This window comes from Pseudomonas sp. 58(2021) (assembly GCF_017491585.1).
GTDB classification, from domain to species: Bacteria; Pseudomonadota; Gammaproteobacteria; order Pseudomonadales; family Pseudomonadaceae; genus Aquipseudomonas; species Aquipseudomonas fluorescens_BT.
Map to the genome: position 1 here is coordinate 71,177 of NZ_JAFGYZ010000004.1, position 15,449 is coordinate 86,625.

Below are 15,449 nucleotides of genomic sequence, written 5' to 3' on the forward strand. Positions count from 1 at the left end.
CCGCAAAGCCTATGGCTTGTCTTGCCACCGGGATGCGCTACCATGGCCCTCCCTTTTTTTGTTGCCAGCCACCATGCACTGTCCCTTCTGCGGTGCCAACGACACCAAGGTCATCGACTCGCGTCTGGTCGCCGAGGGCGAACAGGTGCGCCGCCGGCGTGAATGCCTGGCCTGCGGCGAACGTTTCACGACGTTCGAGACGGCCGAACTGGTGTTGCCGCGCCTGATCAAAACCGACGGCAGCCGCCAACCGTTCGACGAAGAAAAGCTCCGCGCCGGCATGCAGCGCGCCCTGGAGAAACGTCCGGTGAGCGTCGAGCGTCTCGAATCCTCGCTGGTCCATATCAAACACAAGCTGCGCGCCACCGGCGAGCGTGAGGTCAAATCCCTCGTGGTCGGCGAACTGGTGATGGCCGAGCTGCAAAAGCTCGATGAAGTGGCCTACATCCGTTTCGCCTCCGTATACCGCCGCTTCCAGGACCTCAACGAATTCCGCGAAGAGATCGATCGCCTCGCCCGCGAACCGGTGAAAGAATGACCACCACCGCCGAGCAGGCCATCCTCGACGCCCACTTCATGGCCCGGGCCCTGGAGCTGGCGCGCAAGGGGCACTACACGACTCATCCCAATCCACGGGTTGGCTGCGTGATCGTGCGTGACGGGCAGATTGTCGGTGAAGGCTGGCATGAACGTGCCGGCGAACCCCATGCCGAAGTCCACGCCCTGCGCGCCGCCGGTGAATTGGCCCGGGGTGCCACGGCTTACGTGACCCTCGAGCCCTGCAGCCACCACGGCCGTACACCGCCCTGCGCCGATGCGCTGGTGAATGCCAGTGTTGGCCGGGTGGTCGCGGCGATGCACGATCCCAATCCGCAGGTCGCCGGGCGCGGTTTGCAGCGTCTGGCCGATGCCGGCATCGCCACCGAAAGCGGTGTGCTGGAAACTGAGGCGCGCAAGCTCAATCAAGGTTTTCTGAAACGCATGGAACACGGCTTGCCGTTCGTGCGGGTCAAGCTGGCCATGAGCCTCGACGGCCGCACGGCGATGGAAAGCGGCGAGAGCCAATGGATCACCGGCCCTGCCGCGCGTTCGGCGGTGCAGCGGTTGCGCGCCCAGGCCAGCGTGGTGCTGACCGGCGCCGACACGGTGCTGGCCGATGGCGCACGCCTGACCGTGCGCGCCGAAGAGCTGGGGCTGGATGCCGAACAAACCGCGCTGGCCCTGAGCCGTCCGCCGCTGCGGGTGCTGATCGACGGGCGTCTGCGAGTGCCGCTGGATGCACCGTTCTTCAAGGCCGGCCCGGCGCTGGTCGCCACCTGCGTGGCCATCGAAGAACAGTACGCCCACGGCCCGGAATGCCTGATCGTGCCGGGCGATGACGGTCAGGTCGATCTGCACCAGTTGCTGATCGAACTGGCCAACCGTGGCGTCAACGAAGTGCTGGTCGAGGCCGGTCCGCGACTGGCCGGCGCGTTTGCCCAGCTTGGTCTGGTGGACGAGTTCGTGATCTTCATCGCCGGCAAGTTCCTCGGCTCCACGGCGCGTCCGCTGCTGGACTGGCCGCTGGCCTGTATGAAGGATGCGCCGGAGCTGAAAATCACTGAAATTCGCGCGGTTGGCGATGACTGGCGAGTCACTGCAATCCCTGTCTCATCGGCGAGCGTATAATTCCCGGCCATCGCGTTAGCGCTGGCTTCGTTCTCAAGGAGAACCCCATGTTTACCGGCATCATCGAATCCATCGGCAGTATCCGCGCACTGACCCCAAAGGGCGGTGATGTGCGGGTGCATGTCGAAACCGGCAAGCTCGACCTGAGCGACGTCAAACTCGGCGACAGCATCGCGGTCAACGGCGTGTGCCTGACCGCCGTGGAACTGCCGGGCGACGGCTTTGCCGCCGACGTCAGTCGCGAAACCCTCGACTGCACCGCCATGAATGATCTGAAAAGCGGCAGCCCGGTCAACCTGGAAAAAGCCCTGACCCCGACCACCCGTCTCGGCGGCCATCTGGTCAGCGGTCACGTCGACGGTGTCGGCGAAGTGGTTTCGCGCAGCGACAATGCCCGCGCCGTGGAATTTCGCATCCGCGCGCCAAAAGAGCTGGCCAAGTACATCGCCCACAAAGGCTCGATCACCGTCGACGGCACCAGCCTGACCGTGAACGCGGTCGATGGCGCCGAATTCCTGCTGACGATCATTCCGCACACCCTGAGCGAAACCATCATGGCGTCCTACAAGCCAGGTCGCCGGGTGAACCTGGAAGTCGACTTGCTGGCGCGTTATCTCGAGCGCCTGCTGTTGGGCGACAAGGCCGCTGAGCCGACGTCCGGTGGCATCACCGAAAGCTTTCTGGCCGCCAACGGCTACCTCAAATCCTGACTGAAGGGGGTGCCTTGTGGCGCTCAATAGCATCGAAGAACTGGTAGAAGACATCCGCCAAGGCAAGATGGTCATCCTCATGGATGACGAAGACCGCGAGAACGAAGGCGACCTGATCATGGCCGCCGAATGCTGCAAGGCCGAGCACATCAACTTCATGGCCAAGCACGCCCGTGGCCTGATTTGCATGCCGATGAGCCGCGAGCGCTGCGAAACCCTGAAGCTGCCGCTGATGGCACCGCGCAACGGTTCCGGTTTCGGCACCAAGTTCACCGTCTCGATCGAAGCGGCCGAAGGCGTGACCACCGGCATCTCCGCCGCCGACCGCGCACGCACCGTGCAAGCGGCGGCCGCGAAAGACGCGAAAGCCGAAGACATCGTCAGCCCGGGCCACATCTTCCCGTTGATGGCCCAGGCCGGTGGCACCCTGGCCCGCGCCGGCCACACCGAAGCCGCCTGCGACCTGGCGCGCATGGCCGGTTTCGAGCCGAGCGGCGTGATCTGCGAAGTGATGAACGACGACGGCACCATGTCCCGTCGCGCCGAACTGGAAGCCTTCGCCGCTGAACACAACATCAAGATCGGCACCATCGCCGACCTGATTCACTACCGGATGATCCACGAACGTACCGTTCAGCGGATTGCCGAGCAGCCACTGGACAGCGAACTGGGCCAATTCAACCTGGTGACCTATCGTGATTCCGTGGAAGGCGACGTGCACATGGCACTGACCCTGGGCACCGTTTGCGCCGAAGAGCCGACCCTGGTTCGCGTGCACAACATGGACCCGTTGCGCGACCTGTTGATGGTCAAGCAACCGGGCCGCTGGAGCCTGCGCGCCGCCATGGCTGCGGTCGCCGAGGCCGGCAGCGGTGTGGTGTTGCTGCTCGGTCACCCACTGGATGGCGACGTGCTGCTGGCGCATATCCGCGAAACCGGCGATCAGGCCGCGCCGAAAAAACCGACCACCTACAGCATCGTCGGTGCCGGTTCGCAGATCCTGCGCGACCTCGGCGTGCGCAAAATGCGCCTGATGTCGGCGCCGATGAAGTTCAATGCGATATCCGGTTTCGATCTGGAAGTTGTAGAATACGTGCCCTCCGAATAATGACCGGTTGTTTCCGGCTCCGAATTCGCGGCAAATAAATCACTGAGGGACGCGAAACAGACGCGTCCCGGCTCTTTAAGAGATCTGACGAATGACCCTGAAGACCATCGAAGGTACCTTCATCGCCCCTAAAGGCCGCTACGCTTTGGTAGTGGGCCGTTTCAACAGCTTCGTGGTTGAAAGCCTGGTCAGCGGTGCAGTTGATGCCCTGGTTCGCCACGGCGTGAGCGAAAGCGACATCACCATCATCCGCGCACCTGGCGCCTTCGAAATCCCGCTGGTTGCGCAGAAAGTCGCCCAGAAAGGCGAGTTCGCAGCAATCATCGCCCTGGGCGCGGTCATTCGTGGCGGCACTCCGCACTTCGAATACGTGGCTGGCGAGTGCACCAAGGGCCTGGCCCAGGTGTCCATGGAGTTCGGCGTACCGGTCGCTTTCGGCGTCCTGACCGTTGATTCCATCGAGCAAGCCATCGAACGTTCCGGCACCAAGGCCGGCAACAAAGGTGCTGAAGCTGCCCTGTCCGCTCTGGAAATGGTCAGCCTGCTGGCGCAGTTGGAGGCCAAGTGATTAGCGACGATAGCGATCGTTTCAACCCGCGCGATCCGAAACCTGCGGATGCCGGCAAGCCATCGAAAAGCGCCAAGCGCCGCGAAGCCCGTCAGCTCGCGACTCAGGCCCTGTATCAATGGCACATGGCCAAGGCTTCGCTGAACGAGATCGAAGCGCAGTTCCGGGTCGATAACGATTTCACCGATGTCGATGGCGCGTACTTCCGTGAAATCCTCCATGGGGTTCCGGCCAACCGTACCGAAATCGACACCGCGCTCACGCCTTGCCTGGACCTGGCGATCGAAGAGCTGGACCCGGTTGAACTGGCGGTTCTGCGCCTGTCCACCTGGGAACTGCTCAAGCGCGTCGACGTGCCGTACCGCGTTGTGATCAACGAAGGTATCGAACTGGCCAAGGTCTTCGGTTCCACCGACGGCCACAAGTTCGTCAACGGCGTGCTCGACAAGTTGGCCCCGCGCCTGCGTGAAGCTGAAGTGAAGGCGTTCAAGCGCTGATCCGCGCTTGAATACTTTTTCTCAGCCATGGGCGAGTTTGAGCTGATCCGCAATTTCTTCGCCGCCGCGCCTTGTGCGCAGGGCGGCGAGGGCGTTGCACTGGGGATCGGCGATGACTGCGCCTTGCTTGCTGTTCCCTCAGGGGAGCAGTTGGCAATTTCCACCGATACGCTGGTGGCCGGCGTGCATTTCGCCGATCCCTGTGATCCGTTTCTGCTCGGTCAGCGCTCGCTGGCCGTGGCGGTCAGCGACCTCGCTGCCATGGGCGCCACGCCCGTCGCCTTTACCCTTGCCCTGACCTTGCCGACGGTGACTGCCGATTGGCTGCAAGCCTATGCCCGCGGTTTGAACCGCATGGCGCAGAGCTGCGGCGTGGCGCTGATCGGCGGCGATACGACACGCGGGCCGTTGAGCCTGACCGTCACCGTGTTCGGCCGCGTCCCGGCCGGCCAGGCCCTGACCCGCAGCGGCGCGCAGCCCGGCGATCTGCTGTGTGTCGGCGGTGAGCTGGGCAATGCCGCCGGGGCCTTGCCGCTGGTGCTGGGTCAGCGTGACACCGAGCCGCACATCGCCCAGCCGCTGCTCGAACATTACTGGTCGCCGCAGCCGCAGCTTGCTCTCGGTCAGGCCTTGCGGGGCAAGGCCACCTCGGCGCTGGACATTTCCGATGGCCTGCTCGCCGATTGCGGCCATATCGCACTGGCTTCGAAGGTTCGCCTCGAAGTCGAGCGCGAGCGTGTCCCGTTGTCGGAGGCGCTGGTGGCGTTTCTCGGTCAGCGCGGCGCCGAGCGTGCGGCGTTGAGCGGTGGCGATGATTACGTGCTGGCCTTCACCTTGCCGTCCGTCGAGTTACCGACGTTGCTGGCCGACGGCTGGCCGGTCCATGTGATCGGGCGCGTGGCAGAGGGGCAGGGCGTGGTGCTGCTGGACCGCGAAGGGCACGACATCACCCCGCAAATCCGGGGTTATCAACATTTTCAGGAGTCACCGTGACAGATCACCCGAAACAGGTTCCCGGCGAATTCGTTCCGCCGTCGGTCTGGCGCAATCCCTGGCATTTCATTGCGTTCGGCTTCGGTTCGGGCACCTTGCCGAAAGCACCGGGCACGTGGGGCTCGTTAGTTGCGCTACCCTTTATTCCGTTGTGGCAGATGTTGCCCGACTGGGGTTACTGGCTGATGCTCGGGATCACCATGCTGTTCGGCTTCTGGCTGTGCGGCAAGGTGGCCGACGATCTGCGGGTGCATGACCATGAAGGCATCGTCTGGGACGAGATGGTCGGAATGTGGATCACCCTGTGGCTGGTACCGGAAGGCTGGTACTGGTTGCTCGCCGGGTTTTTGATGTTCCGCTTTTTCGACATCCTCAAGCCGTGGCCGATCCGCTGGATCGACCGGCATGTACATGGCGGTGTCGGCATCATGCTCGACGACGTGCTGGCGGGCGTGTTCGCCTGGCTGGCGATGCAGGGACTGGTGTGGGTTTTCGCCTGATTTCTAGGTGTGGATGAGGGACACAGGGATGGCTCGACGCTGGTTGGCGATTCTGGTTTTCACTCTGCTCGGTGCGACGGCCCTGGCACAGGAGGCGCCGCCGACGGTCATTCATCTGGCCAGCGAAGATTGGGAAGACTACACCGCAGCCGACGGCCACGGCCTGGGCTGGGACGTTCTGCGCAAGGTGTTCGAACCTGCCGGCGTGACCCTGGACATCCGCACCGTGCCGTACACCCGCTCGGTGGGGCTGGTGCAGTTGAAGGAAGTCGACGCGCTGGTCGGTTCCTATCGCGGGGAAGCCGAACAAGTGCTGTATCCGCGCTGGAACTTCGATTCCGATCACATCTACGCACTGGGCCTGGCCAGTAATCCGGCACCGACCGAGGCCACCCTCGACAAGTACCGGCTGGCCTGGGTGCGAGGTTATCGTTATGAGACCTACCTGCCGAACGTCAAGCGCTACAACCAGATCGAACGTCGTACGGGAATCCTGTCGATGCTCAAGCAGGGGCGGGCGGATTACTACATCGACGCGCTGACGGAAATCGAAGCGGTGGTGAGAAATGCTGCCGATCCTTCGCAATACCGTTACTCGCATCTGGCGGAGTTGCCCCTTTACCTTGGTTTCGCCGACACCCCTCAGGCCCGTGCACTGATGTCGATCTACGACCAGCGCATGGATCAACTGGTGAAAAGCGGCGAATTGAAGCCCATCTTCGAACGCTGGAAACAGCCGTATCCGTTCGAGCGAGGGCAATGAAGGCAGGCCTGCCATCAAACTTTTTGATCGTTATGGCCGATAATTCAGCCTAAGCGTCTGCAGGAACCTGCTGTTACAATGCCGCCCAGCGAATCTCGGACTTTTTAGATCAGGAGCACACCGGTGCCTGTCGTTTTTGTCGCCGCTTCCAAGCTGCCAACGCCTTTTGCGCAATTCACCATGCACGGTTTTCTCGATGAAGCCACTGGCCGCGAGCACGTCGTGCTGAGCCTGGGTGAGATTGCCGACGGTGCCCCGGTACTCGGCCGTTTGCACTCCGAATGCCTGACCGGCGATGCCTTGTTCAGCCAGCGTTGCGACTGCGGCTCGCAACTGGAGGCCGCCCTCAAGGCGATCGCCCGTGAAGGCCGTGGCGTGTTGCTGTACCTGCGTCAGGAAGGTCGTGGCATCGGTCTTTTGAACAAGATCCGCGCCTACGAATTGCAGGACGGCGGTGCCGATACCGTTGAAGCCAACGAGCGTCTGGGCTTTGCCGCCGACCAGCGTGACTACGCCATGTGCCTGCCGATGCTGGAGCATCTGGGCGTGAAGTCCCTGCGCCTGATGACCAACAACCCGCGCAAGGTCAAAGCCTTGACCGACATGGGCATCGTCGTCACCGAGCGCGTGCCGCTGCACACCGGTCATAACCCGCACAACAAACTCTATCTGGCGACCAAGGCCAGCAAGCTCGACCACATGATGGGCAACGAACATCAGGGCGAGGTAGACCGGGCGTGACCCGCGGTCAGGTGCGCCGCCGCCTGTCGGTCGCCTGGTGGAAATACCTGGCGCTGGCATTGGTGCCGCTGTTCGTGCTTAACGCCGTGTTCGGCGAGAGCGAAGCGATCATGCCGGTGTTGGCGATGCCGTTGTTCATTGCCGGTGTGGCCTCGATGTTTGTCAGTCTGAAGTTTTTCGGCCGCTACAAACATGCGCTGATCGCCACACAAAAAGCACTCGATACGCCGGATGAACCCGCTGCCTGGATCGCTCTCGCGGCTCGTCGGCGCACGGCGTTTCTGGCGGCGGGATTACCGGCATGGATCGGCGCACTGGCAGTGTTCGTCGGCCTCGAAGCGGTGCCGTTGATGCTGCTGGCGCTGTCCACGGCGGTGCTGTTCTACCTCTATCGTATCCCGCGTCAACTCGGTTGATGCGCCGTCTCTGGCTGGCGGTTCTGCTGCTGGCCGTCAGCAGCGAAACCCTGGCCGCCCTGCGAGTGGTCAGCCTCGCGCCATCCCTGTCTGAAATTGTCGTGGAGCTGAATTCGGCCGACTTGCTGGTGGGCGTGCTGGATGCCGGTGACCGGCCACCTGCGATCAAGGATCTCCCTTCTGTGGGCCGTTATGGCCAGCTCGACATGGAGCGGCTGCTCAGCCTCAAGCCTGACTTGTTGCTGTTATGGCCCGGCAGTGTCGGCCCGGCCCAGCGCGATCAGCTCAAGCGTTTGAACATCCCGACCTTCGTTGCCGAACCCCACAGTTTCGAACAGCTGACCGCGCAGATTGAGGCCATCGCGACACAGCTTGGTCGTCCTGAGCGTGGGACTGAGCGAGCCAGAGAGTTGCGGCAAAACCTCGATGAGCTGCGCCAGCGCTACCGCCGTGAAGCGCCGCAGCGGGTGTTCTATCAGGTCTGGGACAAGCCGCTGTACACCATCGGCGGCGGGCAGATCATCAGCGATGCGCTTGAAGTGTGCGGCGCACGCAATGTGTTCGGCGACCTGAGCCTGCCGGCGCCGCAGGTGAGCATCGAAGCGGTTTTACAGCGTGATCCCGAAGTGATTCTGGCCAGCGATCAGCCGCAACTGGATGCGTGGAATACCTGGCCGCAGGTGGCAGCGGTCAAGCAAAGGCAGTTGCTGCTGGTCACCGACAAAGGTCTGGAACGCCCGAGCGGGCAGATGATCGAGGCGACCGCCAAGCTCTGCCAGTTGATCGCGCCAGACCGCTGAGACCGAGGTGAATTCTTCGCGAGCAAGCCCGCTCCCACATTTGGAATGCGTTCCTCCTGTGGGAGCGGGCTTGCTCGCGAAGAGGCCAGTCAATGCAGCGCAAATTCTGGATCAGAGTTGCGGCGTCCAGGTCACGCCGAACATGAATGCCCGACCTTCCTCGCGATAGCCATACTGACTGCCGTCATGGCTGTACAGCGCCCGGCTGTAACCCTTGTCCAGCAGGTTATCCACTTTGAAGTCCAGCTTGATCTCACGGTTCAGCGCCCAGCTGCTGCGCAGTCCGAGCAGCGCATAACCACCCAATGGTTGTTGATTGTTCAGGTCGTCATAGCTGCTGCTGACGGCCTGCCAACTGGCGCCGAGGCCGAGGCGATCGAATTGCCGATCCAGATCCCAGCTCAAGGTGCGCCGGGCACGCCGCGCCAGGGTGTGGCCGGTGTCGCGGTCGCGGGGATCGATGATTGCCACGCCGAGATTGCTCTGCCAGCCCAGCAGCTCCTGTTTCAGGGCGGCTTCGAAGCCGTTGATCCGTGCCGAAGCGACGTTTTCCGGGCGTGAGTTGCTGCCGAAGATGATCGCGTCTTCCAGATCGGTCCGATACAGCGAGGCTTCGAGACGGCTACTGTCGCTCAACTGGCTGCGCCATTGCAGCTCGTAGCTTTTCGAAGTTTCCGGTTTCAGGTCGGGGTTGCTGAAGTCCGGGTAGTACAGATCGTTGAAGGTCGGCGCACGGAAGCCTTCGCTGTAGCTGAGCAGCAGATCGTTGTCCGGATTGACCGGCAACGTCAGCGTGCCGCTCCAGCTGTTCTGGCCGCCGAACTGCTGGTTGTCGTCGCGACGCAGGCCCAGTTCGGTGGAGAAACTGTCGGCCTGGAAGCGATGCTGGATGAACGCGGCGCGATTCCAGCGGCTGTCTTCATCGAACGCGGTGCTGCTGTTGATCCGGTCTTCGTACCAGTCGCCGCCAAGGATCAGGCTGTTGCGCGCATCCAGCGTCAGGTCGTTCTGCCAGGTCACCGAGTCGCGGTAGGTGTTGAACACCGAGCGTTCGTCGCTGAGCTTGTCGAAGGACTTCTCGCGGTTTTCGCTGTGGCCGAGTTCCAGGCGCGACTTCCAGCGCTCGTTGACCCGCGCATCAATGTAGCTGCTGAAACTGCTGACGGTGAAATCGCTGTAAGGCTGCTGCTGGAGGGAGTCGAAGGTCACCGGGTCGAAGCGGCCGAACGGGTTGTCGAACTCGCTTTTGCCACGGTTATCCAGCAGGTTGGCGCCGACTTCGATGTCATCGGTCAGCGCATGGCTGAGGCTCAGGCTGACGGATTTGTTGCGGTAGGCATCATGATCGCTGTCGCTGGGATACGACTCGTGGGTGCGGTCGATCCCGGCGGTTTCATCGAGACTCGCGCCGAGGTTGAAGCGGGTTTTCTCATCGCCACCGGACAGGCCGACACTTCGCTCCCAGGTCTGGTTGCTGCCGAAGCCCACATGCATCCGTGGCTGCAAGCCTTGTTCGCCGCCGCGCCGGGTGAAGATCTGAATCACCCCGCCAATGGCATCACTGCCGTAGATCACCGAGCGCGAACCGCGCAGCACTTCGACGCGTTCGATCTGCTCGATGTTCAGGTGTTGCAGGTTGCTGTCGCCGGAGGTGGAGTTGCCGATGCGCTGGCCGTCCACCAGCACCAGACTTTGCGCCGACTGTGTGCCGCGAATGTAGATTCCCGGCAGACTGCCGCGTCCGCCGGTTTGCGCCACTTGCACGCCGGGTACCCGTTGCAGCAGGTCGGTAACGCTGCGTGGTTGCAGGCGCTCAATGTCTTCGCGGGTGAACACGGTGTTGGCGGCGCTGCTGTCGTTGCGTGCTTCGACCTGGCGGTTGGCGCTGATCAGCATGTCCGGCAGCTTCAGGGCCTGGTCACGTTCGAAGGTGTCGGCGAGGGCGTTGGCGCAGGGCAGCAGCAAGAAGGGCAGGGCGAGGCGCGAGAGGTTCATCGGCATTCCGTAGGTCTTTCAGGTGTACACAAATCAAATGTGGGAGCGGGCTTGCTCGCGAAGGCGGTGTGTCAGTCAACTCATTGTCGACTGGTCCGACGCCTTCGCGAGCAAGCCCGCTCCCACATGGGGTTTTGCGTTTATCCAGCGAGTCAGCGGTTAAGCAGGTCCAGGCGCTCACGCACCGCCGCTTCGATCCCGGCCGCATCCAGCCCGCACTCGGCCAGCATCTGCGCCGGCTTGGCGTGCTCGACGTAAACGTCCGGCAAACCCAGGTGCAGCACTGATTTGAGGATATTTTCACGGGCGAGGAATTCGCTGACCGCGCCGCCGGCGCCGCCCATGATCGCGTTCTCCTCGATGGTCACCAGCAGGTCGTGGCTGGCGGCCACTTCACGCACCAACGCTTCGTCCATCGGTTTGACGAAACGCATGTCGACCACGGTGGCGTCCAGCGTTTCAGCGACAATCAGCGCTTCGGCCAGCTGCACGCCGAACACCAGCAGGGCGACCTTGCCGCCCTGACGACGAATCACACCCTTGCCGATCTCGATCGGTTCGAGGTTTTTCTCGATGGTTGCGTTCGGGCCGGTGCCGCGCGGGTAACGCACCGCCGCCGGGCCGTTGTACAGGTGGCCGGTGGTGAGCATCTTGCGCAGTTCGTTTTCATCGCTCGGGGTCATGATGACCATGCCCGGGATGCAGCGCAGATAAGACAGGTCGAAGCTGCCGGCGTGGGTCGGGCCGTCTTCGCCCACCAGACCGGCGCGGTCGATGGCGAACAGCACGTCGAGGTTCTGCACCGCGACGTCATGCACCAACTGGTCGTAACCGCGCTGCAGGAACGTCGAGTAGATCGCCACCACCGGTTTGGCGCCTTCGCAGGCCATGCCGGCCGCAAGGGTCACGGCGTGCTGCTCGGCAATCGCCACGTCGAAATAGCGCAGCGGGAAGCGTTCGCTGAACGCCACCAGATCCGAACCTTCCTTCATCGCCGGGGTGATGCCCACCAGGCGCGGATCGGCAGCGGCCATGTCGCACAGCCATTCACCGAATACGCCGGAGTACTTCGGCCCGCCGGCCTTCTTCGGTGCGGCGGCCGGGGCGTCCAGCGGCTCCAGCTTGGTGATGGCGTGGTAACCGATCGGGTCGACTTCCGCCGGGGCGAAGCCTTTGCCTTTCTTGGTGACGATGTGCAGGAACTGCGGACCTTTCAGATCGCGCATGTTGCGCAGGGTGGCGATCAGGGTCGGCAGGTCGTGGCCGTCGATCGGGCCGATGTAGTTCCAGCCCAGCTCTTCGAACAGGGTGCCGGGAACCAGCATGCCTTTGGCATATTCTTCGGTACGACGGGCAATTTCCCAGGCGCCAGGCAGGCGCGACAGCACTTTTTTGCTGCCTTCGCGCATGCTCGCGTAGGTGCGGCTGGAAAGGATCTTCGCCAGATAGTTCGACAGACCGCCGACGTTGCGCGAGATCGACATGTCGTTGTCGTTGAGGATCACCAGCATGTTGGCGTCCACTTCCGGCGCATGGTTCAGCGCTTCGAAGGCCATGCCGGCGGTCAGCGCGCCGTCACCGATCACGGCAATCGCCTTGCGATCACTGTTCTGCAGGCGGGCGGCGATGGCCATGCCCAGCGCGGCACTGATCGAGGTGCTGGAGTGGCCGACGCCAAAGGTGTCGTACTCGCTCTCGGAGCGGCGCGGGAAAGCGGCGATGCCGTCCTTCTGACGCAGGGTTTCCATGCGCTCGCGACGACCGGTGAGGATCTTGTGCGGATAGGCCTGATGACCGACGTCCCACACCAGCCGGTCGTCCGGGGTGTCGAAGACGTAGTGCAACGCGATGGTCAGCTCGATGACGCCCAGGCCGGCACCGAAATGCCCGCCGGTCTGGCCGACCGTGTAGAGCAATTCCAGGCGCAACTCATCAGCCAGGGTTTCCAGCTCGGCTTCGCCTAACCGGCGCAGGCCGTCCGGCGTGTTAGCGCGGTCGAGCAGGGGCGTGGTCGGGCGCTTGCGGGGAATCTCATGAAACGTCGTGGGCATCAGGCGAATCGTTATAGGTATAAAAGATGCGGCAGTTTACCTGATGCATCGTCCCCTGCCCACGCGTTGGGCTTTTTTGGCTGATTAGCCTTTAGTTGCGCCGGTCGACGATATACCGGGCCAGATCGCGCAATGGCTCGGCGGCCGCGTCAAACGGTCGCAGCGCGTGCAGGGCCTGATCGCGCAGTTCCAGGGCATAGGCCTTGGCGGCGTCGAGGCCGAGCAGGGCCGGATAGGTCGGCTTGTCGCGGGCGATGTCGGCGCCCTGGCGTTTGCCGAGGGTTTCGGTATCGCTTTCGACGTCGAGGATGTCGTCCTGCACCTGGAATGCCAGGCCAATGGCCTGTGCATAACTTTGCAGAGCCTTGAGTTCATCCTTCTCGGCGCGGCCGCTGGCCAGGGCGCCGAGCTTGACGCTGACCTCGATCAGCGCGCCAGTCTTGTGCCGGTGCATCTGTTCGAGGGCTTTCTGATCGAGCTTGAGGCCGACCGAACCGAGGTCGATGGCCTGACCGCCGACCATGCCGGCCGGGCCCGCCGCGTGCGCCAGCGCCGTGACCTGTTGCAGGCGGATGTCCGCACTCAGGTCGCTCAGGCGCGGGTCGAGCAGGGCGCTAAAGGCCAGGCTCTGCAAGCCGTCGCCGGCCAGAATCGCGCAGGCTTCGTCGAATTTCTTGTGAGTAGTCGGCTGGCCACGACGCAGATCGTCGTCGTCCATCGCCGGCAAATCGTCGTGCACCAGCGAATACGCGTGGATCAGCTCAACTGCGCAGGCCGCACCGTTGGCCTGTTCGGCCTTGCCGCCAAGGGCTTCGCACGCCGCGTAGGTCAGCAGTGGACGCACGCGTTTGCCGCCGTTCATCACGCTGTAGCGCATGGCTTCATAGAGGCGCGCCAGTTCCGGCAGCGGGGCATTGAACAGGGTTTCCAGTGCCGCGTTGACCCGCGCCTGGCTGGTGGCCGAATACGCTGCAATCATTCTGGCTGATCCGCGTCGAAGGGTTCCTCGGCGAGTTCGCCATCGCGCTCCAGCAACACCTGGACCTTCTGCTCGGCCTGGGCCAGCGCCGCCTGGCAGTCACGGGTCAGGCCGATGCCCTGCTCGAAAGCGGTCAGCGAGTCTTCCAGCGACAATTCACCGTTCTCCAGACGCTCGACCAGTGTTTGCAGGTCGGCGAGGGACTGTTCGAAATCCAGTGCAGCTTTTTTGCGGGCCATGGCGGCTAATTCCGGTTGACGTTAAACCGGCGCGACACTAGCAGATAGGGGGGGTATGGGCAAATGAGCGGGCCGACGGACAAGGGTGTCAGTCGGTCGATTCGCCCGGATATTGAATCTGATACCGAGTGCTGCGTCCGCCGCCCGGAAGACGTTGCAGGCAACCCTTTTCCAGCAGCTCCGCCAGATGTCGGGTGGCCGTGGCTTTGGAGACCTTGGCCACACTCTGGTATTGCGCTGCACTGATACCGTGCTCGAAACCGCGCTCACCACCGTCGAGCAAACGATTGAGCACTTTGATCTGCTCCGCCGACAGCCCGGATTCCCGGTGCGCCTGCCAGAAGCGTGATTTTCCCAACACACTTTCAATCCGCGCGATGGCCTGCTGCAGGCTGCGCAGCAAGGTTTGCAGGAACCATATGAGCCAGTCGGTAATGTCCAGCGTGGCTTTCTGGCTGGATTCGAGAATCCGGTAATAGCCCGCACGATCATCGAGGATGCTGGCGGACATCGCATAAAAACGAATCGCCTGCGCTTCGCCCTGAGCCAGTGCCAGATCGGTGAGGGTGCGAGTCAGGCGCCCATTGCCGTCGTCGAATGGGTGCAAGGTGACGAACCAGAAGTGTGCGATACCGGCTCGCAGTAAAGGATCGAGGCCCGCCTGATGCTGACTGGCGTCGAACCATTTAAGAAAACTGTCGAGTTGCCGCTCGAGGCCCTGTCGCGGTGGCGCTTCGAAATGCACGGTCGGACGCTCGATTCGTCCGGAAACCACCTGCATTGGCTCATCGCCGCGTAATGTGCCGACATTGATTGCTCGCGAAAGGAAACCACTCTCCTGTTCTGGAAACAGCCATGAATTCCATTCCAGCAATCGTTCCAGCGTCAGCGGTTCGGCAAAGCGCTGAGTGGCATCGAGCATCAGCTGTGCCAGCCCCTCGCTGCGCTTGCTGACGTGCTCGCCATCAGGCGATTCCAGCCCCAGACGTCGTGCCAATGAGGAGCGCACGGATTCAACATTCAACTGTTCCCCCTCGATGGCCGAGGAGGTCACGATGTTTTGCAGCAACGCGTCCAGCTCAGTCTGAGCGCTCAGTGAATTGCCCACTGATCCCGCCATGCCCATCAATTGTCCCTGCGCCTGAACGCATTCGCGCAACAGTGCAGTGAGACGCTCTGACTGCCAGTTGAAGTCGGGCCAATCGGGCTGTTGCCAGATCCAATGAGTTGCCATGCAATGCCATTCCTGAGTGCGTGAGCCGAATAGAAATGCTATTCGGCTCATTTCGTGAGCCGAATATGACGCCTATTCGGCTCATCGTCCACTGGGCGCCGTGATTCCCACCGCAAATCCAGATGTATCCGATTGTTAAAAAACTGCCGAATCGCTAACCTTCGCGCCTTCTACGACCCGACAGTCA

17 protein-coding genes are annotated in these 15,449 nt (G+C 62.6%); 12 read left to right on the forward strand and 5 right to left on the reverse strand.

What is annotated here, in order from left to right:
• Positions 1–73 precede the first annotated feature (73 nt).
• From nrdR to J5M72_RS05825, 12 genes are all read left to right on the forward strand, one after another.
• On the forward strand, positions 74–538 hold the full coding sequence (gene nrdR / locus J5M72_RS05770) for a transcriptional regulator NrdR (protein ID WP_003228656.1): 465 nt from the start codon (positions 74–76) through the stop codon (positions 536–538).
• A complete protein-coding gene (gene ribD, locus J5M72_RS05775) occupies positions 535–1,668 on the forward strand; it encodes a bifunctional diaminohydroxyphosphoribosylaminopyrimidine deaminase/5-amino-6-(5-phosphoribosylamino)uracil reductase RibD (protein WP_207864589.1) in 1,134 nt (377 codons plus the stop codon). Before nrdR ends, ribD begins: the two co-directional genes overlap by 4 nt.
• A 47-nt stretch (positions 1,669–1,715) precedes the next feature.
• A complete protein-coding gene (locus J5M72_RS05780; RefSeq protein ID WP_085712322.1) occupies positions 1,716–2,378 on the forward strand; it encodes a riboflavin synthase in 663 nt (220 codons plus the stop codon).
• Positions 2,379–2,394: 16 nt separating this feature from the next.
• The gene (gene ribBA / locus J5M72_RS05785) at positions 2,395–3,486 is read left to right on the forward strand and encodes a bifunctional 3,4-dihydroxy-2-butanone-4-phosphate synthase/GTP cyclohydrolase II (protein ID WP_169432103.1); all 1,092 of its coding nucleotides are present in this window, start codon (positions 2,395–2,397) and stop codon (positions 3,484–3,486) included.
• Between the two features lie 91 nt (positions 3,487–3,577).
• Positions 3,578–4,054 carry a 6,7-dimethyl-8-ribityllumazine synthase gene (ribE, locus tag J5M72_RS05790; protein ID WP_003228649.1) on the forward strand — a complete coding sequence of 159 codons (477 nt, stop codon included), beginning with the start codon at positions 3,578–3,580 and terminating at the stop codon, positions 4,052–4,054.
• Positions 4,051–4,551 (forward strand): transcription antitermination factor NusB, encoded by a 501-nt coding sequence (nusB, locus tag J5M72_RS05795; protein ID WP_169432102.1) that lies wholly within the window; start codon positions 4,051–4,053, stop codon positions 4,549–4,551. The genes ribE and nusB overlap by 4 nt, the downstream gene beginning before the upstream one ends.
• Positions 4,552–4,578: 27 nt before the next feature.
• A complete protein-coding gene (gene thiL / locus J5M72_RS05800) occupies positions 4,579–5,544 on the forward strand; it encodes a thiamine-phosphate kinase (RefSeq protein ID WP_207864591.1) in 966 nt (321 codons plus the stop codon).
• The gene (locus J5M72_RS05805) at positions 5,541–6,044 is read left to right on the forward strand and encodes a phosphatidylglycerophosphatase A (protein ID WP_169432100.1); all 504 of its coding nucleotides are present in this window, start codon (positions 5,541–5,543) and stop codon (positions 6,042–6,044) included. Before thiL ends, J5M72_RS05805 begins: the two co-directional genes overlap by 4 nt.
• A 28-nt stretch (positions 6,045–6,072) precedes the next feature.
• Positions 6,073–6,807, forward strand: coding sequence for a transporter substrate-binding domain-containing protein (locus J5M72_RS05810; protein ID WP_169432099.1), 735 nt, complete (start codon positions 6,073–6,075; stop codon positions 6,805–6,807).
• Positions 6,808–6,930: 123 nt separating this feature from the next.
• Entirely contained in the window at positions 6,931–7,548 is a 618-nt protein-coding gene (gene ribA / locus J5M72_RS05815) for a GTP cyclohydrolase II (protein WP_207864593.1), read from the forward strand.
• Positions 7,545–7,964, forward strand: coding sequence for an MFS transporter (locus J5M72_RS05820; protein WP_114885795.1), 420 nt, complete (start codon positions 7,545–7,547; stop codon positions 7,962–7,964). Before ribA ends, J5M72_RS05820 begins: the two co-directional genes overlap by 4 nt.
• Complete coding sequence (locus J5M72_RS05825) at positions 7,964–8,764, forward strand: cobalamin-binding protein (protein ID WP_207864595.1); 801 nt, start codon at positions 7,964–7,966, stop codon at positions 8,762–8,764. The genes J5M72_RS05820 and J5M72_RS05825 overlap by 1 nt, the downstream gene beginning before the upstream one ends.
• A gap of 111 nt (positions 8,765–8,875) precedes the next feature.
• Here J5M72_RS05825 and J5M72_RS05830 read toward each other — a convergent pair whose 3' ends face one another.
• From J5M72_RS05830 to J5M72_RS05850, 5 genes are all read right to left on the reverse strand, one after another.
• A complete protein-coding gene (locus tag J5M72_RS05830) occupies positions 8,876–10,759 on the reverse strand; it encodes a TonB-dependent receptor (protein ID WP_207864597.1) in 1,884 nt (627 codons plus the stop codon).
• 152 nt (positions 10,760–10,911) lie between these two features.
• Positions 10,912–12,810, reverse strand: coding sequence for a 1-deoxy-D-xylulose-5-phosphate synthase (gene dxs, locus J5M72_RS05835; RefSeq protein WP_169432096.1), 1,899 nt, complete (start codon positions 12,808–12,810; stop codon positions 10,912–10,914).
• A gap of 91 nt (positions 12,811–12,901) precedes the next feature.
• Entirely contained in the window at positions 12,902–13,789 is an 888-nt protein-coding gene (gene ispA, locus J5M72_RS05840) for a (2E,6E)-farnesyl diphosphate synthase (protein WP_207864599.1), read from the reverse strand.
• Positions 13,786–14,028, reverse strand: a complete 243-nt coding sequence (locus J5M72_RS05845; RefSeq protein WP_007894317.1) for an exodeoxyribonuclease VII small subunit — start codon at positions 14,026–14,028, stop codon at positions 13,786–13,788. The genes ispA and J5M72_RS05845 overlap by 4 nt, the downstream gene beginning before the upstream one ends.
• A gap of 88 nt (positions 14,029–14,116) precedes the next feature.
• Positions 14,117–15,262 (reverse strand): Fic family protein, encoded by a 1,146-nt coding sequence (locus J5M72_RS05850; protein ID WP_207864601.1) that lies wholly within the window; start codon positions 15,260–15,262, stop codon positions 14,117–14,119.
• Positions 15,263–15,449: the final 187 nt, after the last annotated feature.